Raw genomic sequence first — 23,182 nt, 5'->3', positions numbered from 1 at the left:
AGTGGCTGAGTGGAACGGCCGCCTGCTGTCGTGGCCGGCGGGCTGGTTCGCAGCGTTATCGCCGGTAAACCCAGAGTGACGTGAGACCAGCGTGACGCAGGGGGTGCGGTCCTGCAACTCGCGGCGCTTTCGCTGCTGCGGCCGCGCTTTCGCCGTTTCGCCCCCTGGCGTGGCGTATGGCTCCGGCCGACCGTGCCCCGCTGCCTGGCGTCTGGGCGTCAGCTGTTGTGTCCCGCTCGCTGCCTGGCCTATGGCTTCAGACGTTGCGCCCAGCTACCTCGCCTACCGCCTCAGGCGCCGCGCCCCGCCGCCTTGCGTACCGCCTCGATGAACCGGCGCGCCGAGGGCGGACCCGGTTTCCCGGGCGCGGGATCGTGTTCGCCGAGGGTGAGGGAGTAGCGCGTGCCGTTGACGTCCGCCAACGCCCGGTCGTCGTGGGCGAACCAGGGCTTCGACGCGCGCACCGCCTGCACCGGTGCGCTGTCGATCTCGCTGCCGTAACTGGTGAGCAATTGCAGCCTGCCGTCGCTGATCCGGACCTGGCCGGCCCGGGTGAGCGAGCGCAGCCTCTTTCCGATCCGCACGCCCGTGGCCGTGAACTCCGGCTCCGCCATGATGCCCCGCCCCCTTGTGCGCTTCGGCTGTGCTCCGTCGTGATCCCGCGTCGGGCCCTGGTCCAGTGTGCACCCGCTCCGACCGCCCGCCCGCGTGATCGCGATGTGGTCGGCACACGGGACACGTCCCGTGCGGTGCAGTCTGCCTGCAGGCGGCGAGGAGCACCAGTGCGCATGACGAGGTGGCGGTCCCGGTGGGAGCACACGCCCGGATGCGCCCCCGGCGCCTCGACGAGCCGTTCCCCAGGGCTGCCTTTGGGCCGCTCAAAGGTGTGTTTATGCAGGTGAGAAGCGTGCGGAAGGTGTTTATGATCGAGGCGTCCGACCAAGTGAACCGGCGTCGGCGTGATGCGTAAGGAGCCCCGCCGTGAGCACTCCCCAACAGACCCGGACCGGCGAAACCCTCGATGTCGACCACAGCGACGCGGAGTACCGGGCCTGGCTCAAAGAAGCCGTCCGCAAGGTCCAGGCCGACGCCAACCGCTCGGCCGACACGCATCTGCTGCGCTTCCCGCTGCCCGAGAAGTGGGGCATCGACCTGTACCTGAAGGACGAGTCGACCCACCCCACCGGCAGCCTCAAGCACCGCCTCGCCCGCTCCCTCTTCCTGTACGGGCTCTGCAATGGCTGGATCCGGCCGGGCTGCCCCGTCATCGAGGCGTCCAGCGGCTCGACGGCCGTCTCCGAGGCCTACTTCGCCAAGCTCATCGGCGTGCCCTTCATCGCGGTCATGCCGCGCACGACGAGCGCCGAGAAGTGCCGCCTGATCGAGTTCCACGGCGGGCAGTGCCACTTCGTGGACGACTCGCGCAAGATGTACGAGGAGTCCGCCGTCCTCGCGGTCGAGACCGGCGGCCACTACATGGACCAGTTCACCTACGCGGAACGGGCCACGGACTGGCGCGGAAACAACAACATCGCCGAATCCATCTTCCGCCAGCTGGAGTTGGAGCGTTTCCCGGAACCCGCGTGGATCGTCGCCACGGCCGGCACCGGCGGCACCTCGGCGACCCTCGCGCGCTACGTCCACTACATGCAGTACGACACCCGCATCTGCGTCGCCGACCCGGACAATTCCTGTTTCTTCGAGGGCTGGACCACCGGCGATCCGGACGTCACCTGTGACTGCGGCTCGCGCATCGAGGGCATCGGCCGGCCGCGCATGGAGCCGAGCTTCGTACCCGGCGCCATCGACCGGATGATGAAGGTGCCGGACGCGGCGAGCGTCGCCGCGGTACGTGCCCTGGAACAGGCCATCGGCCGCAAGGCGGGCGGCTCGACCGGCACCAGCCTGTGGAGCGCGCTGAAGATCGTCGCCGAGATGGTGGCCCAGGGGCGTACGGGAAGCGTGGTGACGCTGCTCTGCGACCCCGGGGACCGCTATCTCGACAAGTACTACTCGGACACGTGGCTGGCCGAACAGGGCCTGGACATCGCGCCGTACACGGCGGCGATCACCTCGCTGCTGGAGACCGGGGTGTGGCCGGACTAGAGCCCAAGGGCTCCAGCCCAAAGCCCAAAGGCCGAAGCCCAAAGGCCGAAGCCCAAAGGCCGAAGCCCAAAGGCCGAAGCCCAAAGGCCGAAGCCTAAGGCCCAGGGTCGAAGTCCCGGCACGGCTTCAGGCCGGCGTAGACGCCAGTCGTCGGTCCAGTGCCGTCACCGCGTCGCGGAAGGCGCGGCCCAGACCCGCACGACCGAGTTTGAGGGCCGCCCGGAAGAGGGCGGACCCGTCGGCGGCGAAGGTCCACTGCACCCGAGTGCCCGTCCCGTCGGGCGTGAGCCGCCACTCCTCGACCAGGGCCCGGGCTCCGGGCGCGTTCGTGACGTCCACCCGGTACGCGTACACCTCGGAAGCCCTGGCCACCAGGACCGTCTCCTCGAATCGCGTGCCGCCCCTGAGCCGGACCTCGCGCCCGGCGCCGTCCTGGGTCGGCCGGGCGAGCGTCACGGCCGAGAACCACTCGCTCCAGCCGGACACGTCCTCGGCGAGTGAGCGGAAGACCGCACCGGGAGGGGCGGTCACCACCCGTGCGAAGACCAGACGCAGCGGAGCGTTCCCGACGAAGTCGGTTCCCACCGGACGCAGACGGCGTGCCATGAACGAAACCCCCTTGCGGGAACGGCGTCCCGGGTGGCAGCGGGCGATGACCAGGGCGTGCCCGCACCACGGGCGGCGCGATCGGCGTCACCGGCGGCGCGGAGCAGCGTCACCATAGCTGGCGGACCGTCAGATGTCTGTACCGTCTCCGGGCTCGCCTGCCACCACCAGGCGCCTCAGGTGTTCCGAGATCTCCACGCGGGCCTCGGCCGGCAGTCCGGCGTCGGTGACCAGGGTGTCGACCTGTTCGAGCGCGGCGAACGAACTCAGGCCCACCGTGCCCCACTTGGTGTGGTCGGCGACCACGACGACACGGCGCGCGGACTGCACGAGCCGCCGGTTGGTCTCGGCCTCCGCCAGGTTCGGCGTCGACAGGCCCGCCTCCACCGATATCCCGTGCACGCCGAGGAAGAGCACATCGAAATGGAGCGCCGCGATGGCCTGATCGGCGACGGGCCCGACGAGGGAGTCGGACGGCGTACGCACCCCACCGGTCAGGACGACCGTGGCGGCACCCTGCCGCTGGCCCGAGGTGCGCTGCGCGGAGTGGAACACGTCCGCCACGCGCACCGAGTTGGTGACCACGGTCAGGTCCGGGACGTCCAGGAGCTGATGGGCCAACGCGTACGTCGTCGTACCGCCCGAGAGCGCGATCGCCGAGCCCGGAGCGACCAACTCGGCGGCGGCGCGCGCGATGTCCTCCTTGGCGGTCAGCTCCAGACCCGACTTGGCCTCGAAGCCCGGCTCGTGCGTACTCGCCTCGACCACCGGCACCGCGCCGCCGTGCACCTTCTCCACGGCGCCCTGACGGGCGAGGGCGTCGAGGTCGCGGCGGACCGTCATGTCGGAGACGCCGAGCTTCCGGGTCAGTTCATTCACGCGCACGCCACCGCGGCGGCGCACCTCGTCCAGGATCAGTGCGCGGCGCTGCTCCGCGAGGAGGTTCTGATTCTCACTCACGTCCGCTCCGGTCCCTTCGCCACTGGCTGCCCGATACTCCGTCCGAACCCACTCCCACGTGGACATTCTCCTTGTCCGAGGTCCTGAGGACGCCCCATCCTCGCACGGGTCACCGACAGTCGCGCCACCGCGCCGCACAGACACCGGGCCCCTCCCGCGACCGTCACTGTCACACGTATCGGGGAGATTCCGTGACTACGGGTGCGCACACCCCTCGGAGTGGAGATCATTGTGCCTGCACATGACACACGCCACACACGGCACGGGGGAAGTGCAGAACAGTGGAACGTGCACGGGAACATGCCTCGACGGGGGAGCTCGACAACCCCGCACAGCGGCCCGAAGGGGCCGAGACCGCCCTTGAACTCCTGGTCCACGGGGTCGGCGGGGCCACACCGGAGGAGATGCTCAACGATCCACGGACGGTCCGGATCACCGGCGACGCGACGGCGGCCGTCTTCCGGCGCGCCGACGACGCCGACGCGGAGCAGCGTCCCGACGACTACCGGGGCAAACCGGTGCGCGAGGCCTACGTGTGGTGCAACCTCACCTCCGGCAACAGCGCCCGCGCCCTGTGGCTGCTCCTGCTGCCCTTCATGGTGGTCAACCTCGCGCACTGGATGCGCCCACCCACCCGCGGCCGGAAACGGACGGTCCGCCTGTACGGCCTGCTCGTCCGCCTCGCCGGGCTCACCCTCACCGTGCTGCTGGTCGCCGCCGCCTGCGAGGTCGCCCTCGACCTGACCGCCTGGCAGTGCGCGGGCACGCGCGCGTGCGCCCAGGAGCACTCCTGGCTGGGGTTCCTCTCACGGGACGTGTCCGGCGGCTGGTGGAGTCAGCCGGGCCGGCGCCTCGCCCTGGCCTGCCTGGTGCCCGCCGCGCTGACCGGGCTCCTGTGGTACCTGTCCCACCGCACCTGGAGCGCGTACGAGTCGCAGCAGCCGATGTCCCGCAGAGCCGAGCCCGACGAGGAGACCGGCCGCACCGGGCTCGGTCGGCCCGGGTTCTGGTACGGGCGCCGGCTGGTGGCCCGGCTGCGCGCGGCGCACACGGCCGCGGGCTTTCTGACAGTCGCCGCGGCGGTCGGTACCTCCGCGGCCCACTACGACCGTGTCTCCGGCGGCCCCGCCGTACTCGACACGCTGGGACGGCTCCTGGACGCAACCCTTGTCGTGGGCACAGCCGTTGTGCTGTGGGTGGTGTGCCGCAGTGACCGCAGCGAGAACCGGTTGGACCAGGAACTGGACCAGACCCTCGTGCGCTGGCTGCCCGTGGGCTCCATCGCCCTGCTCGCCCTGACCCTGGTGTACGCCGGGTGGTCGCGCCCGGACTGGCGCTCGACGGGGCGGCTGCCCGGCGACATGACGTTCGGCGGCATCGCCCTCGTCCAGGGCCTGCTTGTCATCGTGCTCGGCGTGGTGGCCCGCATCCTGTACCGCACCCGTCCCGACACGCGCACCGCGATGCGCGGCCTCGCCGGTCCCGCCGTCGCGATGCTCGCCTGTGCGCTGGGCGGCGTGATGTCCGGCGGGGTGTCCCAGCGCGTCGCAGACTGGCTGGGCGGCACCCGGGGCTCGCTCCCGGGCCCGCCCGTCCTGCTGACCTGGCAGGCCTCCGTGATCCCCCCGCTGCTCGTCGTGCTCGCCGTCCTCGTCGGCTGGCTGGCCCGGCGCTCCTGGCAGCTGCGCAACCGGGAGATGGACACCGTGGAGCTCGATTACAAGGGAGAGCCCAAGGACACCGCCCGCACACGCCGCATCGCGAGCACGCGCGCGATGGCCGCCCTCACTGACCGGGCACCCCGCATGGTCGGCGTCATCTCGTCCGTCACACTCCTCCTGGGCGCCGGAGCCCTGGCGGGCGCCCTGACGACCGAGGAGCCCCCTGGCGAGGCCGCGCGGGGGGCGTACGCCGTCGTCCAGGGCGCCGCCGAGACCGCGCAGGCGCTCGGGTCCTGGCTGATCGGCTTCGGCTTCATACTGTTCGTCACCTGGGGCCGCCGCGCCTACAAGGACCCTGCCGCCCGTCGCACCATCGGCATCCTCTGGGACGTCGGCACGTTCTGGCCGCGCGCCGCCCACCCCTTCGCGCCACCCTGCTACGCCGAGCGCGCTGTGCCCGACCTGACCTGGCGCATGGCCACCTGGATCCGCGCCACCGGCGGACGACTCGTGCTGTCCGGGCACTCCCAGGGCAGCGTCCTTGCGGCCGCCGCGGCCTGGCAGTTGAAGCCGTCGGTACGCAAACGGATCGCGCTGCTCACGTACGGCTCACCCCTGGAGCGTCTGTACGGGCGCTGGTTCCCTGCCCACTTCGGCCCGGCCGCCCTCACCTCGCTGCACCGCGAGGTCGACTGCTGGCGCAATCTGTACCGCCTGACCGACCCCATCGGCGGACCCGTACGGCTGCCCGGCGACTGCGGCCCCCAGGTGGACCGCGAGCCCCTCAAGGATCCGCTCGCCTACGGCCGGACCGAGCGGGAGCCGCTGCCCGCGCCGATTCTCGGCCACTCCGAGTATCAGGCGGACCCGGCCTTCGCGGACGAACGCGAAATGCTGCTGGCACGACTGAGGCCGGACGTCCCGGCCCCCCGCGCACAGGACGACGACGGCGGCGTGCTCGAGAGCGGCTGACCGTCGGGCGTGCTCCAGGCCGGCGCTGTCCAGTGGTGCTCTTCAGGGCAGCTGCCCTGAGACGCGACTCAGGGCAGCTCCGGCAGGTCCTCCGCATAGAGCAGCGTGAGGTCGTCCGTGCTCGGCTCGGCCAGCTGGGCGACCCGCCCCGCGTGCCGCTCGACCATCGCCTCGAAGGTCTGCCGCGCGGTGCGGCCGTTGCCGAACGCGGGACCCTTCGGGATCGCCGTGAAGTACTTCAGCAGCGCCTCGGCCGCGCCCTGTGCCAGCCGGTACTCGTGCTCCTCGGCCTGCTGCTCCACGATCCGCAGCAGCTCCTCGGGCACGTAGTCGCTGAAGGTGATGGTCCGTGAGAAGCGCGATGCCACACCGGGGTTGACCGAAAGGAACCGCTCCATCTCGGCCGTGTAGCCCGCGACGATGACGACCACGGCCTCCCGGTGGTCCTCCATCAGCTTCACCAGCGTGTCGATGGCCTCGCGCCCGAAATCGCGTCCCGAGTCCTCCGGCGACAGCGCGTACGCCTCGTCGATGAACAGCACACCGCCGCGCGCCCGGTCGAAGGCCTCCTGGGTGCGGATCGCCGTGGAGCCGATGTGCTCGCCGACCAGGTCCACCCGGGACACCTCGACGAGATGGCCCTTCTCCAGGACGCCGAGCGAGGCGAGGATCTCGCCGTACAGCCGGGCGACCGTCGTCTTGCCGGTGCCGGGGGAGCCCGTGAAGACCAGATGGCGCCGGACGGAGGCCGCCTTGAGGCCCGCCTGCTGCCGGCGGCGGCCCACCTCGATCATGTCGGTGAGGGCCCGCACCTCGCGCTTGACGCTCTCCAGGCCCACCAGCGCGTCGAGTTCCCCGAGGACGGCCTTCGACGTGCGCGCCAGTGGCACCGGCTCCGTGGCGGCGACGAGGGGCTCCTGCTCGGTGGTGCGCTGACCGGGGATCGCACCCAGCAGGCTGGGCGACGGGCTCGACGTCTGTACGGCGGTCTCGTGCGCCGGGGAACGCAGGCCGGCGCTCTCGTCGCTCGTACAGTCCTCCACGACCGGGCCGCCGCCCGAGCCGTGCGCGCCGCCGTCGGCGAACTCGTAACCCCCGCGGGCACACCGCTCCGTACGGCACTTCTTCAGCGCCGCGCGGCAGCCGTCGATGACGTGGAAGCCGTAGCCCCCGCTGTCGTTCACCCGGCAGTTGAGGAAGCTGCCGCGGCCCCCCGCCGACACGTAGAAGCCCGCCTCGGCCGGGGAAGTGACCGTGCAGCGCTCGATGGTGGGATCGGCGCCCTTGGTGACGATCACACCGGTCTGCGTGCCGTCCACGGTGCAGCCGGACAGGGTGCCGCCGCTGCCGTGGTCACGGAACCAGGCGCCGGTCGCGGCGTCCCGGATACGGCAGTCGTCCAGCTGCGCGGTCGCGCCGTCGCTCACCGAGACTGCCGTGTTGCGCACTTGGGAGAGATCGCTGTCGACGACGTCCACGCGTGAACCGCGGTCGAGGACGAACAGGGCGTCCGGGACGTCGTGCACGCGGCACGAGTCGAGTACCGCGGTCGCGCCGTCGCTGACCCACACCGCGGGGTAGTCGCCGGTGCTGTCGAAGATCTCGCACTGGTTGGCGTCCACGCGCGTGCCCGGGTCCCAGACCGACAGACCATTGCGTCCGAACTGCCGCACGCTCGTGCGCGTCAGCGTGAGCACCGAGCGCGAGCGCAGATCGACCGCGTTCTCCGGGATGTCGTGGATACGGCAGTCGGCGAGCGTGAGCACCGCGTCGGTGTCGAGCGTGACGCCGTCGGCGGTCGTACGGTGCACATCGCAGTCGGTGAGATGAGCCGTGGCCCGCCCGGTGATCTGCACCCCGGAGCCCTTGACCTCGTACACCTCGCAGCCGACCGCCTCCAGGGACGAGCCCTCACCGGTCGCCGAAAGCCCCGCGCCGGAGGTGTGGTGCACCCGGCAGCGCTCCAGGCGCGGATGGGCGCCCCCGCGCACCGCGACGCCGGACTGACCGGCCGCGACGACCTCGCACTCCTCGAACACCCCACCGCCGCCGTCGAGTACGGCGATGCCGATGCCGGCCGGGTTGTCGACGGTGCAACGGCGCACGGTGGGTCGGGCGTCGCCGCGTACCTCGATCCCGGCCGCGGACCGCGTGACGATCCGCACGTCCAGGAGCTCCGCAGTGCCTTCCTCGATGAGCAGCGCGGGCGCCGCCGAGTCCTGGCCCTCCACGTGCAGGTCCTGGACCACGGCCGAGGCGCGCACGGTCAGCGGCACCCCGTCCACCGGCGCGATGCGCACGGAGCCGGGGGAGCCCTCGGGGCCGCGCAGCGTCACCGCGCGCTGCACCACCAGGTTCTCCCGGTAGGTGCCGGGAGCGACGGTGAGCACATCGCCGTCTGCCGCGGCCTCCAGGGCGGCGGCCAGCGATGCGTACTCTCCCGTGCGGCGCCGCCACCGCGAGGTGCCGGTGTGCGTCACCTGGACCGTGCCCTGTGCCATGGCGCTGTTGTGCCCCCACCTCGTCGTACGCGGGTCCTGCGAGGCCGTACTGAAAGCCCGTCGGGATCAAGGACAGCCTCTCACGGCGGTGCCGAACAGTTCGGCCGGTCCACCGTAGCGTGCGCGGGGACGCCGGGTTGACCGGAGCGGGAAGGCCGTCAACTGCCGGTGCCGGTCCTGCCCCAGTCGGGACCCGCCTTGTCCCAGGCCTGGTCCCAACGGGCGTACCGCCGACGGACCATGCGCCAGACGATCAGCCGCCTGCCGCCCTCGACGAGCCCCGCGGACATCAGGGCCGCGCCGAATCCGGCCAGCACGGCGTGCGTCGTCGCGGTGGCGCTGTCCAGCGGGCGGCCGACTATTCGGCCGTGCAGGTCGGTCCAGATCGTGAAGTGGTCCCCGTGGTGCGGGGACTTGAGGTCGGCTATGACCGTGCCGTGACGCGCGGTGCCGTCCGGTGCCGTCCAGTCGGCGAGGACGCGGCTGTGGGCGTCCCGTGCGGAGGAGGTCTCCGGGTCGGGATTCAGCGGGCCGCGGGACAGCTTCTTGACGACCGTGGCCGCCACCTCGTGGCGGCTCTGCCGCTGGTCCCGCACGGACTGCTGCAACGCGTCCTGGGCCGCGGTCCCGATGAGCGAGCCGATGACGGGAGCGGCGACGAGGACGAGCAGCACGGCCGCCAGGGCCAGCCAGGCCTCGACCAGATCGGTCGTGCGGCGCAGCGGATTGTGCCGCCAGCGCCAGAGTCCGCTGATAGCTCGCACCGTCCCGCACCCCCTCCCGCGTCCGTGATAACCCGCAGCGGAGCCGTCCACGCGAGAGGCCGGGGAAGAGAGAGCGAAATCACCCTTCCCCCGGACCTCTCATGAACTTCTCACGAAGGCTCAACGATCGTGCCCGGGGCCCGGGTTCCCTCCTCGCGCGCACATTCCCGCGACTCGATTTGCGCGGGCTATTCGAGGACGGTGACCGGGTCGCCGACGCGCACCGTGCCGGGGGACTCGGGCACCAGATTCTGCCCGAAGACCAACTGGCCGCCGAAGCGGCGGTGGCGCCCGAGGGTGCGCAGGGGCTCCTTGCCGCGCTCGGCGGTTGTCTGGACGGTGGTGGTCACGACGCAGCGGCCGCACATCTTGGTGACGCGGAAGGTGACCTCGCCGATGGCGATCCGGGACCAGTCGTCCTCGGCCCACGGGGCCGTGCCGGACACGACCGCGTTCGGCCGGAAACGGTTCATCGGGAGCGGACCCTCATGGGCGTGGTCGCCTTGCGCGATCAAGGAGTTGAGGGCCCCCAGCGAGGCGAGTGTGGTGACGAGCAGCGGATAGCCGTCGGCGAAGCTGACGGTCTCGCCCGGGCGCGCGAAGTCCGGGTCGACGGGCCGGCGTGTGGCGGGATCGTCCATGTGGACGAGGCGTACCTCGGCGCCCAGATAGTCGCTGCACCAGTCGTGCGCGACGGCGTCGGCGAGGACGGCTTCCACCTTGTCCCCGAAGATGTCGAGCGTGGTCGTGCCGATCGGCTCGGGCACGGGAACGCTCAGCGGCTCACGGCCCTGTGCGGACAGCCGGACGCCGCCGCCGGGCAGCAGCTCGGCGGCGGCCAGTGCCAGACGTGGCTGCTGGCGCTGCGTGACGACCTTTCCCCCGTCGTCGATCAGTACCCAGCGTCGGTCTCCGGCCAGCCCCCAGGGCTCCACGACGGCCTCCCGGGGCGACTGACCCCGGAACGCCTTGACCGGATGGACATGGATCGAGTGCAGCTCCGCGTTCCCCATGACCGCCATGGTGCCAGCAGGCACCGACAATCCGGCGCGAATTGCTCAGTAGCCCCGGTACTGCTGGTTGTTGTACGGGTCCTGGTAGGGAGCCGGAGCGGGACGGGGAGCCGCGGGGCGCATCGCCTCGTAGCCGGTCCCCATCGGACGCTGCTGCTGCGGCTGGGCGCCCGGATAACCGCGCGGTCCCGCAGCCTGCTGGGGGATGTACGGCGCGGGGGCCTGCTGCAGCGGCGCGGGCTGCTGGGCCTGCGGGTAGCCGTACGAGGGAGCCTGGTGGTGGGAGGGCCCGGCCGGCAGGGCGGGAAGTGCCGACGGGAGCGCGGGCAGATGGCTGCCCGTGTCGTACGCGGCGGGAACCCGGATCGGAGCGATCTGGGGGGTGCCCCGCTCCGCGACAAGGGAGTCGTAGATCGGGGTGTCGGGAAAGAAGGACGGCGCGGAGTAGTAACCGCCGCCATAGGTGGAGCGGGGGGAGGTCATGGCACATAAGTTAAGCCCACGATGTGCTGGTTGGGGAGACCGATAAGAGGGTTGTTTTCCGTGTCGGCAGTGACGCGGGATCCCCAATGCGAGCGAACTCGGCAAAAAAGGACGCCAAGCGGCGCTCGGATCGTGTAAAGGCCGAGTTCCTGGCGGGTTACCGGCGGTTGACCACGGATCTTCCTGTGCGGGTCATGGGAGTTCGGTGGGTCGAAGGATTAGGTTTGGCGGTAACGGAGCCGGCGGTCTGCCCGAGGTGCGGCCAGGCGCGGAGACACGTGATGGGGGCGTACATGTCAATGCCTAAGGGATCGAATGTTCCCGTGCCGACGACCGCACTGCGCGTCGAATTGGGCTGGCGTTCAGGACCGGGGGTGCCCGACGCGGATGCCTCGGCACTGTTGCTGGTGTCCGGAAAGGTCCGCTCGGACGGCGACTTCGTCTTCTACAACCAGCCGGCGCACTCCTCCGGTGCCGTGCGGCACGAGGGCAAGCGGGACGTGGGCGGTCAGGTGACTGACGCGCTGCTCGTCGACCTCGCGCGCGTGGAGCCCGCCATCGAGACCGTGGTGCTGGCCGCCTCCGCGGACGGCGGCACCTTCGGGCGGGTTCCCGGGCTGTACATCCGGGTGCTCGACGCGCAGAAGGGCACGGAGGTCGCGCGTTACGACAGCGCCGACGCGACCGTCGAGACCGCCTTCGTGCTCGGCGAGTTCTACCGGCGCCAGGGTGCCTGGAAATTCCGCGCCGTCGGGCAGGGCTACAGCAGCGGACTCGAAGGACTGGCCACGGACTACGGGATCACGGTGGACGAGCCGCAGCACGCGGCCCCGCCCGCCGCCGCACCGCCAGCGCCCGGCAGCCGTGTGCAGAGTCCGCCGCCCGTGGCTCCGCCCGTGACCATGCCACCCCCGGTCGCGCCGCCGGTCACGATGCCGCCACCCCCGATGGCTCCGCCACCCGCCCCGCCCGCGGTACCTGCCGCTCCGGTACGCCTCTCCAAGGTGACGCTCACCAAGGAGGCCCCCTCGGTCTCGCTCACCAAACAGGGCGGCACCTCCGGCACGATGCGCGTGAACCTCAACTGGCAGGTGCGCAAGCAGTTCTCCGGGTGGGGCAGCAAGCGGGGCCGGGCCGTCGCGATGCACGCGGACCTCGACCTCGACCTGTGCGCCCTGTACGAGCTGTCCGACGGCCGCAAGGGCGTCGTCCAGGCACTCGGCAACGCCTTCGGGGCGCTGCACCAGCCGCCTTACATCCATCTGGACGGGGACGACCGCACCGGCGCCGTGGCCAGTGGCGAGAACCTGTCCATCAATCTCGACCACAAACAGAGCTTCCGGCGCATCCTCATATTCGTGACCATCTACGAAGGAGCGCGTTCCTTCGCCGACCTGCACGCCACGGTCACCCTCCAACCGCTCGGCGGCGCGCCGGTCGACTTCTCTCTCGACGAGTGCACGGTGCCCTCGACCGTCTGCGCCCTCGCCCTCATCACCAACAACGGCGGCGACCTGGTCGTCCAGCGCGAGGCCCGCTACCTGGTCCCCGAGCGCGGCGTGAGCCCGCAGCGCACCGTCGACTACGCCTACGGGTGGGGCATGAACTGGACCCCCGGCAGGAAGTGATCGATCAGCTCTCGTCGAGGGCGGTGTCGGGGCGCGCGTAGGTGCGGCCCTTCCAGGCCGCGCCGCGCCCCCTGTAGTGCTGCACCGCCGAATCGACTGTCATGAGGAGGTACAAGAACGCGGTGACCGGCAACAGCGGGGCCGGCCACAGTGGCTGCCGGTAGTAGCGGAGCATCGGCAGATACGTGGCCGTCATCAGCAGCCACGCGAACCCTCCGGCGATCGCTGCCCAGACGTTCCCCACGGCAAGGCCCGCCACGAGAGTGACGGGCGGAACCAGGTACACCACGGCCAGGCCGGCGACGGTGCCGGCGAGCAGCAGCGGGTTGTGCCGCAGCTGGGCGTACGCGCTGCGCGAGACCATCCGCCACAGGTCGTGGAGCCGTGGATACGGCCGCACGCTGTCCACGCCCTCGGCGAGCCCCAGCCAGATGTGGCCGCCGCCGCGTTTGACCGCCCGGGCGAGCGCCACGTCGTCGATCACGGCGTGCCGGATCGCGTCCGGGATCCGCGCCCGCTCGGCGGCGTCGGCACGGAGCAGGACGCAGCCGCCCGCCGCGGCCGCCGTACGCGAGCCCTTCACCGCGATCCACCGGAAGGGATAGAGCTGTGCGAAGAAGTAGACGAACGCCGGCACGACGAGCCGCTCCCACACGCTCTCCACGCGCAACCGGGCCATCTGCGAGACGAGGTCGAAGTCACCGGTGCGCGCGGCCGCCACCAACTCCCGCAGGCTGTCGGCGTCATGGGCGATGTCCGCGTCCGTCAGCAGCAGATATTCGGGTCCACGCGCGCGTGCCAGGCCGATTCCGTGGCGTACGGCCCAGAGTTTGCCCGTCCAGCCCGCGGGCGGCTCCCCGGGCGAGTCGACGGTGAGCGGCAGGCCGCCGTGGGTGCGAGCGAGCTCACGGGCGAGTTCTGCGGTGCCGTCGGAGCTTCCGTCGTCGACGAGGAAGACCTCGGCCCGCCCCGGATAGTCCTGTGCGAGGAGCGACGGCAGGCTCGCGGGCAGAACAGCGGCCTCGTCCCGCGCCGGTACGACGACACAGACGGACGGCCAGTCGTCCGGATCCCGACGCGGTGGCAGCCGCACATCGGTACGCCAGAAAAAGCCCTGGCCGAGCAGCAGCCACAGCCACGCGGCCAGTGATCCCACAGCGGTCCACACAACGGCGCTCACCCGCCGCAGTCTGCCCCACCCCGGCCGGCCGTTGGGGCGGATCGTCTATGGTGACCGGGTGAAGATCGCGCTCATGGACTCCGGAATCGGACTGCTCGCTGCTGCCGCCGCGGTACGTCGACTGCGGCCCGACGCCGATCTCGTGCTCTCCTCGGACCCCGGCAGCATGCCCTGGGGCCCGCGCACGCCGGAGGACGTCACCGCACGCGCCCTCGCCGTCGCCGAGGCCGCCGCGCAGCATCGGCCGGACGCGCTGATCGTCGCCTGCAACACCGCCTCCGTGCGCGCCCTGCCGGCGCTGCGCGCCCGTCTGGAGCCGGAGGTGCCCGTGATCGGCACTGTTCCGGCGATCAAGCCGGCCGCGGCGGGCGGCGGACCCGTGGCGATCTGGGCCACACCGGCCACCACCGGCAGCCCCTATCAGCGAGGACTCATCCGCGAGTTCGCGGACGGAGTGACCGTCACCGAGGTGGCCTGCCCCGGGCTCGCCGACGCCGTGGAACACGCGGATCAGGCGGCCATCGACGCAGCGATCGCCGCGGCCGCGGAGCGCACCCCTGAGGATGTGAGGGCCGTCGTCCTGGGCTGTACCCATTACGAGCTGGTCGCCGAGCGTATCCGCGCGGCCGTGCAGCAGCCCGGCCTTCCGCCGCTCGTCCTGCATGGGTCCGCGGGTGCGGTCGCCGCTCAGGCGCTGCGCAGGATCGGCGAGCTCCCGGACCCCGAGGCTCCCGCCGCCTCCGCCGTCACGGTGCTCCTCAGCGGCCGCGAGGCCGCGCTGCCGGCGACCGCGCTGGAGTACGAGGAAGGCCGCCTCCTGTCGGCGGTCAGCGCGGCACGCCGACCGACGGTCACCGCCGGTCAGCACGCGGACGCCCTCCGTACGGCAGCCGCCCACCCGGAGGAGTAACGCTCCGCGACACAGTGCCCGCGGTGCGGAACCTGAGTAGTCTCATTGGTATGAGGGACCACCCCCACGGCGAAAGCACGCACCCGGAGATCTGGACCGGGCGTGCGACCAACCGCGTCCAATGGCTGCCCGCACTCGGCGGTGCCGCCTGTCTGGCGCTCGGTATCGAGCTGGCCGTCGACTCCGTATGGACGTCGGGCACGGCTCCGCTCGTCATGTCCGTGGTCGGATGCATCGCGGCCGGACTGCTGATCCTGTTCGGCACGCTCGCGTTCGTGCACGTCGCCGTGAAGGTCGACAAGGACTGCGTCGAGGTGCGCTGCGGCCACATCGGTCTGCCGCGCCGCCGCATTCCGCTCTCCAACGTCGTGGGTGCCGACTTCGAGCCCCGTGTCACTCCCCGCCAGTGGGGCGGCTGGGGCTACCGCTGGCGGCCCGAGAAGGGGACCGCCGTCATCGTCCGGCGCGGCGAGGGCGTGGTGCTGCGACTTGGCGACGGCCATACGTTCACGATCACGGTGGACAACGCGGAGGCGGCGGTACGGATCATCCGTGACCGTCTGCGCCCGGCCACTCCCGGCACTGTGATCTGACCCGGGTCGGCCCGCCTGGCGCACCGCGCTTCACGGCTCCAGGTGGTTGCCGCGGGGGCGCTCCATGGTGTCCATGACGTTCTCGGGGTCCTCGTCGGCCAGCGGCCGTGCCGTGGCGAGCCCCGCGAGCAGTCCCGCCCCGGCGGTCACCGTGGTGAAGCTCAGCGCGTTGCCGATCGACGCGATGGCGGCCAGCGCGGTCAGCGCCGCGCCCGCCGTCAGCGCGATCGGCGTGGGGCGCGGAGTGCGCCACAGCGCGTACAGGACCCAGCAGAACGCCGCCGCGAGCAGTGCCACGCCGATCAAGCCCTGCTCGGCTGCCTGCTGCAGGGGCGCGGAGTGGGGCTTGCCGTCGGGCATCAGTGTTTGTGCGACCGTCGGGCTGAGCTCTCCGTAGCGTCCGGGACCGACGCCCAGCGCCGGATCCTGGCGGGCCAGACGGAGCGCGTCGTGCCAGAGCAGGACCCGGTGCTGAGTCAGCTGTCCCTCCAAAGAGGCGGTCAGGCCGTCGGGCAGCGCGTCCTCGGCGATCGCCCAGGCCGTTCCGGTCACCGCCGCCGCGGTGAGCGCCAGTCCCGCGAGCCCCAGTGCGCGGTGGCGCATACGGGAGGCGGCCACCGAACACAGCAGGACCCCGGCGCAGGTGACGAACCCCGTGGTCGACCCCAGCACCGCCGCGGTCACTGTGACCCCGGCGGCCAGCAGCCGCAGCGTGAGGCGCAGCGCGGGCGGGCGGGCCGCCCAGGCCGCACAGCACGCGGCGCCGGTGGAGAGTGTCAGCAGGGCCGCCGTGGCGCCCGTGTGACCGAGCTGCAAGGTGATCTGCGGGCCGGGAGTGGCGATCGCGAGGCCGAGTCCGGCAAGCGCGCCGGCGCAGGGCGCGGCGACTGGCAGGAGCGCCCCGAATATCCGCCCCGAGGCGTATCCGGCTGCCACCGCGAGTACCGCCAGCAGTACGCCCTCGGGCCTGCCGTCGTGCGCGGCTGCCGTGATCAAGGACCAGACGGCGCAGGCCGCGAGCACGATCACGCCCGCGGCGTCCGAAGCGTTGCGTCTCTCGCCCGCGGCCGCCGAATCGGCCGTGGACGTCATCCCCGTGGACCCCACCCCGCCGCCCCCTGTGTATGACGGGCCCCGGTCGTCGTGGCCGCATCGGGCCGCACGTCAGAGGCTCGGGCACACCGTAACGGGTGATGCGCCGGTTTGTGGACATGTTGCGCAGGAACGTTGCCGCAACCGCACGCGGAGCGACCTGCCGGCAGCCATTCGCCCACCCGGGCCGACGAGACCGTGCTGTCGGCTCCAAGGTCACGCGCCGTACACTCCCCGAGTGACCGCCACCGCAACCACCGTAGACGAGCCGGACCAGCTCGAACCCCAGGCCGCACCCGCCTCGCGCGCTGCCGGACTGGCGCGGCGTCTCGTTCCGGCCGCCGCCGCGGCGCTCTCCGGAGTACTGCTGTACGTCAGCTTTCCGCCACGGACCGTGTCGTGGCTGGCCCTGCCGGCCTTCGCGGTCTTCGCATGGGTCCTGCGCGGCCGCACCTGGAAGGCGGGTCTCGGGCTCGGCTATCTGTTCGGCCTCGGGTTCCTGCTGCCGCTGCTCGTGTGGACCGGTGTCGAGGTCGGCTTCGGGCCGTGGCTGGCTCTCGTCGCTGTGGAGGCGGTGTACATAGCGCTGGTCGGTGCGGGGATCACGCTCGTCTCCCGGCTGCCCGCGTGGCCGCTGTGGGCGGCCGCGGTGTGGATCGCGGGCGAGGCGGCACGCGCGCGTGCGCCGTTCGGCGGCTTCCCCTGGGGAAAGATCGCCTTCGGACAGGCCGACGGAGTCTTCCTTCCGCTCGCCGCCGTGGGCGGCACCCCGGTGCTCGGCTTCGCGGTCGCGCTCTGCGGCTTCGGGTTGTACGAGATCGTGCGCCTGGTCGTCGAAGGCCGCCGAACGCGTGTCGTCCGGCGAGGCGCCGCCGCGGTGGCGCTGCTCAGTGTGGTCGTGCCGGTGGCGGGGGCGCTCGCGGCGCGGACGCTGGTGAGTGACAAGGCAGAGAACGGGACAGCGACCGTCGCGGTCATCCAGGGCAACGTGCCGCGTGCGGGGCTCGAGTTCAACGCCCAGCGGCGCGCGGTTCTCGACTACCACGCGCGGGAGACCGAGCGGCTGGCCGCCGAGGTCAAGGCGGGCAAGGTCGCCCAGCCGGACTTCGTGCTGTGGCCGGAGAACTCCTCCGACATCGACCCGTTCACCAACGCCGACGCGCGCGCTGTGATCGACAGTGCGGCCAGGGCGATCGGTGCCCCCATCTCGGTGGGCGGTGTCGTCGAGCGGGACGGCAAGCTCTACAACGAGCAGATCCTGTGGGACCCGGTGAAGGGGCCGACCGACACCTACGACAAGCGGCAGGTCCAGCCCTTCGGGGAGTACCTCCCGATGCGGTCGCTGCTCGGGGCGATCAACAAGAACTGGACCAGCATGGTCCGTCAGGACTTCAGCCGGGGCACCGAGCCGGGCGTGTTCACGATGGACGGCGCCAAGGTCGGCCTGGTCACCTGCTACGAGGCCGCCTTCGACTGGGCGGTGCGCTCCGAGATCACCGACGGTGCGCAGCTGATCTCCGTGCCGAGCAACAACGCGACCTTCGACCGCAGCGAGATGACCTACCAGCAGCTCGCGATGTCCCGCGTCCGCGCCGTGGAACACAGCCGCACCGTCACGGTTCCGGTGACGAGCGGCGTCAGCGCCGTGATCATGCCGGACGGGAAGATCACCCAGAAGACCGGGATGTTCGTGGCCGACTCGCTGGTCCAGAAGGTGCCGCTGCGCTCCTCCGAGACCCCTGCCACCAAGCTCGGCATCCTCCCCGAGATGGCCCTGCTGCTGGTCGCGGCGGGCGGGCTCGGCTGGGCGGTGGCGACGACGGTGCGTGGACGTCGGAACACCGGCAGGTAGGCGCGCAGGACGGGGGTTCTGGGACCGCCGGGGTAACGGAGCAGGGCCGTTAGGGTCGAGTCATGGCTACTCCTGACTTCATTCGCACGATCCGGGCCTCCGCGGGCCATCAGCTTCTCTGGCTCCCCGGCGTGAGCACGGTCGTGTTCGACGACGAGGGCAGAGTGCTGCTGGGGCAGCGCTCGGACAATGGTCGGTGGGCGCTGATCTCCGGTATCCCGGATCCTGGTGAGCAGCCCGCGGCCTGTGCGGTGCGCGAGGTGTACGAGGAGACCGCCGTACGCTGCGAAGCCGAGCGGGTCGTTCTTGTCGAAGCCGGGGAACAGGTCACGTTCGACAACGGTGACGTCTGCCAGTTCATGGACACCACGTTCCGGTGCCGGGCCGTCGGCGGCGAAGCCCGCGTCAACGACGACGAGTCGCTGCAGGTCGGTTGGTTCGACGTGGACGCTCTGCCGGAGCTGAGCGAGCACGCACTCTTCCGGATCAAACAGGCGCTGTCCGATGCACCCACATGGTTCGCACCCATGGCCAGAGGGTGAAGTGTGTGCGGTGACCACATCGGTTGGGGCGCGGGCCCTGCTTAGGGTCGAGGCATGACCGCGCCCAGCGCCCTCCCGGGCCCCAACGCCCCCGCACCAGACCTCGGCGGCCGCACCGCCCTTGTCACCGGCGCCGCAGGCGGCATCGGCCGCGCCTGCGCGCTGCGGCTCGCCGCCGCCGGCGCCAAGGTGAGAGCGGTCGACCGGGACGCCACGGGCCTGGACGCGCTGGCCGAACAGGCCCAAGGCCTGGCGGGTACCGTCGAGCCGCACGTCCTCGACCTCACCGACCTCGACGCGGCGGAGCAGGTGGCCGCGGGCACTGACGTCCTCGTGAACAATGCCGGGCTCCAGTTGGTGCGCCCTATCGAGGAGTTCCCGCCGGACGTCTTCCACACCGTGCTGACCGTGATGCTGGAGGCGCCGTTCCGGCTCATCCGCGGAGCGCTGCCCCATATGTACGGGCAGGGCTGGGGCCGTATCGTCAATGTCTCGTCGGTCCATGGGCTGCGAGCCTCGGCGTTCAAATCGGCGTATGTGGCCGCGAAACATGGCCTTGAGGGGCTCTCGAAAGCCGCCGCCCTCGAAGGCGCGCCCCATGGAGTCACCTCGAATTGTGTGAACCCCGCCTATGTGCGCACTCCACTGGTCGAGAAGCAGCTCGCCGACCAGGCGCAGGCGCACGGGATCCCCGAGGAGCGCGTCCTGGCCGAAGTGTTGCTGCAGGACAGCGCGGTCAAGCGGCTCATCGAGCCGGCGGAGGTGGCGGAGGCGGTGGCCTATCTCTGCGGTCCGCAGGCGGCCTTCATCACCGGTACGTCCCTGGTGCTGGACGGGGGCTGGACCGCGCACTGATCCGGAGCCGAACCGGAGTCTGGGCATGAGTTGTCCACAGGTCCTCCGGTGCCGGCCCGCCGATGCGTAATCCTGTGAGCATGTCCCGCGATCACGTGCAATCCGCCGAGCGCTCCGCCGACAGCGCCGAGGCGCCGTTTCTGGAACTCCTGGCCAGAGGCGCGTCCGCCGACGCGTACGAGCAGCCCGTGCTGCTCGCCCGCGCTGAGGGCCGGCCGCCCGAGCGCATCGCAGCGCTCGAACAGGCAAAGCTGCTCGCCCTGCGGGTGCGCTCGGAGATAGAGGGACGGCGCCGTCGTGAGGCCGAGCTGTCCGCGCTGTTCGAGACCGCGCACGACCTGGCAGGTCTGCGCGACCTCGACGCCGTACTGCAGGCGATCGTGCAGCGGGCCCGGTCACTGCTCGGCACGGACGTCGCGTATCTGAGTCTGAACGACGAGGCCAGGGGCGACACCTATATGCGGGTCACGGAGGGCTCGGTCGCCGCGCGCTTCCAGCAGTTGCGGCTCGGCATGGGGGAGGGGCTGGGCGGACTCGTCGCGCAGACCGCCCGCCCCTATGTCACCGACGACTACTTCAAGGACGAGCGCTTCCAGCACACCCGGACCATCGACTCGGGCGTACGGGACGAAGGGCTCGTGGCGATTCTCGGGGTGCCGCTGATGATCGGGCCCCAGGTCATCGGGGTGCTGTTCGCGGCGGACCGTCGCGCGCGGGTCTTCGAGCGGGAGCAGATCGCCCTCCTCGGCTCGTTCGCGGCGCTGGCCGCGGCGGCCATCGACACGGCGAACTGGCTCACGGAGACCCGCTCGGCCCTCGACCGGCTGGGCCGTGCCAATGAGATCATCCGGGATCGCAGCGGGGTGATCGAGCGTGCCTCGGACGTCCACGACCGGCTGGCCGAGCTCGTGCTGCGCGGCGGCGGGGTGCACGATGTGGCCGCCGCCGTCTCCGAAGTCCTCGCCGGCACCGTCGAGTTCGCCGAATCGGGCGACGCGCCGACCGCCGCGGTGGAGACATCCCGCACCGAGGGCCACGCCGTGCGACACGGTGACGACTGGGTCGCCGCGGTGGCCGCCGGAGGTGAACTGCTCGGCGCGCTGGTGGTGCGCGGGCATCCGTGCCTCGACCCTGTCGACCAGCGCACCCTGGAACGGGCCGCGATGGTCACATCGCTGCTCCTGCTCGCCAGACGCTCGGCCGCCGAGGCCGAACAACGCGTCCGCGGCGAGCTGCTGGACGACCTGCTGGAGGCCCGCGACCGCGATCCACGCCTGCTGCGTGAGCGGGCCGCCCGCCTGCACGCCGACCTCGACGGACCTCATGTGGTGCTGGCCGCCCGGCTCGACGCCGCGGCCGCGGACGCCGACCAGGAGGCAGCCGCCCGCAGACGCCTGTGGTCCGCCGCCTCCCACCTCGCCGCCACCCGGCACGGGCTGGCCGCCGCCCGCGACGGCGGCACGGTCCTGCTGCTCCCCCTCGCGCCCGGCGATACCGCGACGAACCTGGCCCGTCGTACGGCCAAGCACCTCGGCACCGCGGTGCACGAGGGGGTCACCGTCGGTGCCTCCGCGCCCCTCGAGCAGCTCGCCGCCCGCCCGGACGCCGTGGCCGCCGCGTACGCGGAGGGCCAGCGCTGCCTGGACGCCCTGCGGCTGCTCGGCCGCGCCGGAGACGGTGCGGCCGCGGAGGACTTCGGCTTCCTGGGACTGCTGCTCGCCGGGGACCGGGACATCTCCGGCTTCGTCGAGCGCACCATCGGCCGCGTCGTGGCGTACGACGAACGGCGCGGCACCGATCTGCTGCGCACCCTGGACGCGTACTTCGCGTGCGGCATGAGCCCGGCGCGCACCAAGGACGACCTGCATGTGCATGTGAACACGGTGGCGCAGCGGCTGGAGCGGGTCGGACGGCTGCTCGGGGACGACTGGCAGAGTCCGGCCCGTGCGCTGGAGATCCAACTCGCCCTGCGGCTGCACCGATTGTCCTCGGCCGCACCGCACTGACCCCCGCACGCGTCATCCGCGTACGGGGGCCATGAAGGGGCGACCAGGGGATCAGGCGGCGCGCGCGTCCACGGTCGGTGCTGCCGCCGGCCGTTCGTCGGTCGGGGACTCGACCTCCGCCAGGTCGCGGTGGCGTGTCTCCTTGGCGACTCCCACCGCGATCAGGGTCAGGACGGCCGCCGCGATCACGTACAGGGCGATCGGTGTGGAGCTGCCGTAGTCGGCGAGCAGGGCGGTCGCGATCAGGGGTGCGGGCGCGCCCGCCGCGACCGAGGCGAACTGGGCACCGATGGAGGCGCCCGAATAACGCATGCGGGTCGCGAACATCTCGGAGAAGAAGGCGGCTTGGGGCGCGTACATCGCGCCGTGCAGGACCAGACCGACGGTGATGGCGAGCACCAGATTTCCGAAGCCGCCGGTGTCGATGAGGGAGAAGAACGGGAACATCCACAGGCCGACTCCGGCGGCGCCCAGCAGATAGACGGGCCGGCGGCCGATCCGGTCCGAGAGCGCGCCCCAGGCCGGAATGACGGCGAAGTGCACGGCGGACGCGATGAGCACCGCGTTGAGCGCCGTCTGCTTCGAGACGCCGGCCGACGTGGTGGCGTACACGAGGATGAAGGCGGTGATCACGTAGTAGCTGATGTTCTCCGCCATGCGGGCGCCCATCGCGACGAGTACGTCACGCCAGTGGTGGCGCAGCACGGAGACCAGCGGCAGCTTCTCGGCCTCCGCGCCCTGCCCGTCCCGTGTGGCCGCACGGGCCTCGGCCTGCGCCAACGCCTGCTTGAACACGGGCGATTCATCGACAGAAAGACGTATCCACAAACCGACGATCACCAGGACGCCCGAGAGCAGGAACGGGATGCGCCAGCCCCAGGAGCCGAACGCGTCGTCCGACACCGTGGCCGTCAGCAGCGAGAGCACACCGGTCGCCAGGAGCTGCCCCGCGGGCGCCCCGGTCTGCGGCCAGGAGGCCCAGAACCCGCGTCGCTTGGCGTCGCCGTGCTCGGACACCAGCAGGACGGCGCCGCCCCACTCGCCGCCCAGGGCGAAACCCTGCACCAGCCGCAGCGTGGTCAGTAGCACGGGGGCGGCCACCCCGACGGTCGCGTACGTGGGGAGCAGGCCGATCGCGAACGTCGCCGCGCCCATCAGCAGCAGGCTCAGCACCAGCAGCTTCTTGCGGCCCAGCCGGTCGCCGTAGTGCCCGAAGACGAGTGCACCCAGAGGCCGGGCAGCGAACCCCACCGCGTACGTCAGGAACGACAGCAACGTGCCGACGAGCGGGTCGGATTCCGGGAAGAACAGCTTGTTGAACACGAGGGCGGCGGCCGAGCCGTAGAGGAAGAAGTCGTACCACTCGATGGTGGTGCCGATGAGGCTCGCGGCCACAATGCGCTTGAGACTGGCGGGCGTTGGGGGAGCGGTTGCTGCGGAGGCCATGTGCGCCACTTC

The 23,182-nt window shown here is 71.5% G+C and carries 19 protein-coding genes; 9 read left to right on the top strand and 10 right to left on the bottom strand.

What is annotated here, in order from left to right; genetic code table 11:
- Positions 1–290: 290 nt before the first annotated feature.
- Positions 291–614, bottom strand: a complete 324-nt coding sequence (locus tag ACZ4RZ_RS06210; RefSeq protein ID WP_467742512.1) for a hypothetical protein — start codon at positions 612–614, stop codon at positions 291–293.
- Between the two features lie 367 nt (positions 615–981).
- On the opposite strand from ACZ4RZ_RS06210, the gene cds1 reads away from it, so the two are divergent.
- On the top strand, positions 982–2,106 hold the full coding sequence (gene cds1, locus ACZ4RZ_RS06205) for an L-cysteine desulfhydrase Cds1 (RefSeq protein WP_467742510.1): 1,125 nt from the start codon (positions 982–984) through the stop codon (positions 2,104–2,106).
- Positions 2,107–2,232: 126 nt separating this feature from the next.
- On the opposite strand, the gene ACZ4RZ_RS06200 is transcribed toward cds1, so the two are convergent.
- Both ACZ4RZ_RS06200 and ACZ4RZ_RS06195 read right to left on the bottom strand, forming a co-directional pair.
- Positions 2,233–2,712 (bottom strand): SRPBCC family protein, encoded by a 480-nt coding sequence (locus ACZ4RZ_RS06200; protein ID WP_467742507.1) that lies wholly within the window; start codon positions 2,710–2,712, stop codon positions 2,233–2,235.
- 129 nt (positions 2,713–2,841) lie between these two features.
- The gene (locus tag ACZ4RZ_RS06195) at positions 2,842–3,672 is read right to left on the bottom strand and encodes a DeoR/GlpR family DNA-binding transcription regulator (protein WP_406165655.1); all 831 of its coding nucleotides are present in this window, start codon (positions 3,670–3,672) and stop codon (positions 2,842–2,844) included.
- A 281-nt stretch (positions 3,673–3,953) separates the two neighbouring features.
- Between ACZ4RZ_RS06195 and ACZ4RZ_RS06190 the strand changes: the two genes are divergently transcribed.
- On the top strand, positions 3,954–6,305 hold the full coding sequence (locus ACZ4RZ_RS06190; protein ID WP_467742503.1) for a hypothetical protein: 2,352 nt from the start codon (positions 3,954–3,956) through the stop codon (positions 6,303–6,305).
- 68 nt (positions 6,306–6,373) lie between these two features.
- Here the strand turns inward: ACZ4RZ_RS06190 and ACZ4RZ_RS06185 are convergent, their stop codons facing one another.
- From ACZ4RZ_RS06185 to ACZ4RZ_RS06170, 4 genes are all read right to left on the bottom strand, one after another.
- Positions 6,374–8,806 carry a right-handed parallel beta-helix repeat-containing protein gene (locus ACZ4RZ_RS06185; protein WP_467742501.1) on the bottom strand — a complete coding sequence of 811 codons (2,433 nt, stop codon included), beginning with the start codon at positions 8,804–8,806 and terminating at the stop codon, positions 6,374–6,376.
- 158 nt (positions 8,807–8,964) lie between these two features.
- Positions 8,965–9,570 (bottom strand): Rv1733c family protein, encoded by a 606-nt coding sequence (locus tag ACZ4RZ_RS06180; protein WP_467742499.1) that lies wholly within the window; start codon positions 9,568–9,570, stop codon positions 8,965–8,967.
- A gap of 188 nt (positions 9,571–9,758) precedes the next feature.
- On the bottom strand, positions 9,759–10,583 hold the full coding sequence (locus ACZ4RZ_RS06175) for an MOSC domain-containing protein (RefSeq protein WP_467742497.1): 825 nt from the start codon (positions 10,581–10,583) through the stop codon (positions 9,759–9,761).
- Between the two features lie 45 nt (positions 10,584–10,628).
- Entirely contained in the window at positions 10,629–11,066 is a 438-nt protein-coding gene (locus ACZ4RZ_RS06170) for a DUF6643 family protein (protein ID WP_467742495.1), read from the bottom strand.
- A 281-nt stretch (positions 11,067–11,347) separates the two neighbouring features.
- Between ACZ4RZ_RS06170 and ACZ4RZ_RS06165 the strand changes: the two genes are divergently transcribed.
- The gene (locus ACZ4RZ_RS06165) at positions 11,348–12,694 is read left to right on the top strand and encodes a TerD family protein (RefSeq protein WP_467742493.1); all 1,347 of its coding nucleotides are present in this window, start codon (positions 11,348–11,350) and stop codon (positions 12,692–12,694) included.
- Between the two features lie 4 nt (positions 12,695–12,698).
- On the opposite strand, the gene ACZ4RZ_RS06160 is transcribed toward ACZ4RZ_RS06165, so the two are convergent.
- Positions 12,699–13,874 carry a glycosyltransferase gene (locus ACZ4RZ_RS06160; RefSeq protein WP_467742492.1) on the bottom strand — a complete coding sequence of 392 codons (1,176 nt, stop codon included), beginning with the start codon at positions 13,872–13,874 and terminating at the stop codon, positions 12,699–12,701.
- A gap of 58 nt (positions 13,875–13,932) precedes the next feature.
- Here ACZ4RZ_RS06160 and ACZ4RZ_RS06155 point away from each other — a divergent pair, with 58 nt between their 5' ends.
- Positions 13,933–14,784 (top strand): glutamate racemase, encoded by an 852-nt coding sequence (locus ACZ4RZ_RS06155; protein ID WP_467742490.1) that lies wholly within the window; start codon positions 13,933–13,935, stop codon positions 14,782–14,784.
- Positions 14,785–14,834: 50 nt separating this feature from the next.
- Positions 14,835–15,377 (top strand): hypothetical protein, encoded by a 543-nt coding sequence (locus ACZ4RZ_RS06150; RefSeq protein WP_467742488.1) that lies wholly within the window; start codon positions 14,835–14,837, stop codon positions 15,375–15,377.
- A 30-nt stretch (positions 15,378–15,407) separates the two neighbouring features.
- Here ACZ4RZ_RS06150 and ACZ4RZ_RS06145 read toward each other — a convergent pair whose 3' ends face one another.
- Complete coding sequence (locus ACZ4RZ_RS06145) at positions 15,408–16,469, bottom strand: O-antigen ligase family protein (RefSeq protein ID WP_467742486.1); 1,062 nt, start codon at positions 16,467–16,469, stop codon at positions 15,408–15,410.
- Positions 16,470–16,707: 238 nt separating this feature from the next.
- Here ACZ4RZ_RS06145 and lnt point away from each other — a divergent pair, with 238 nt between their 5' ends.
- The 4 genes from lnt (at position 16,708) to ACZ4RZ_RS06125 (ending at position 21,724) form a co-directional block, all read left to right on the top strand.
- A complete protein-coding gene (gene lnt / locus ACZ4RZ_RS06140; protein WP_467742484.1) occupies positions 16,708–18,321 on the top strand; it encodes an apolipoprotein N-acyltransferase in 1,614 nt (537 codons plus the stop codon).
- A gap of 62 nt (positions 18,322–18,383) precedes the next feature.
- Positions 18,384–18,863, top strand: a complete 480-nt coding sequence (locus ACZ4RZ_RS06135; RefSeq protein WP_467742483.1) for an NUDIX hydrolase — start codon at positions 18,384–18,386, stop codon at positions 18,861–18,863.
- 54 nt (positions 18,864–18,917) lie between these two features.
- Positions 18,918–19,718 (top strand): 3-hydroxybutyrate dehydrogenase, encoded by an 801-nt coding sequence (locus ACZ4RZ_RS06130; protein WP_467742481.1) that lies wholly within the window; start codon positions 18,918–18,920, stop codon positions 19,716–19,718.
- A gap of 80 nt (positions 19,719–19,798) precedes the next feature.
- Positions 19,799–21,724, top strand: coding sequence for a helix-turn-helix domain-containing protein (locus ACZ4RZ_RS06125; RefSeq protein ID WP_467742479.1), 1,926 nt, complete (start codon positions 19,799–19,801; stop codon positions 21,722–21,724).
- Between the two features lie 51 nt (positions 21,725–21,775).
- On the opposite strand, the gene ACZ4RZ_RS06120 is transcribed toward ACZ4RZ_RS06125, so the two are convergent.
- Positions 21,776–23,170, bottom strand: coding sequence for an MFS transporter (locus ACZ4RZ_RS06120; protein WP_467742477.1), 1,395 nt, complete (start codon positions 23,168–23,170; stop codon positions 21,776–21,778).
- Between the last annotated feature and the right edge of the window lie 12 nt (positions 23,171–23,182).

It is taken from the genome of Streptomyces sp. NPDC027189 (assembly GCF_055566975.1).
The sequence above is the reverse complement of the archived record's forward strand: the minus strand, read 5'-3'. Positions and strand labels throughout refer to the sequence as shown.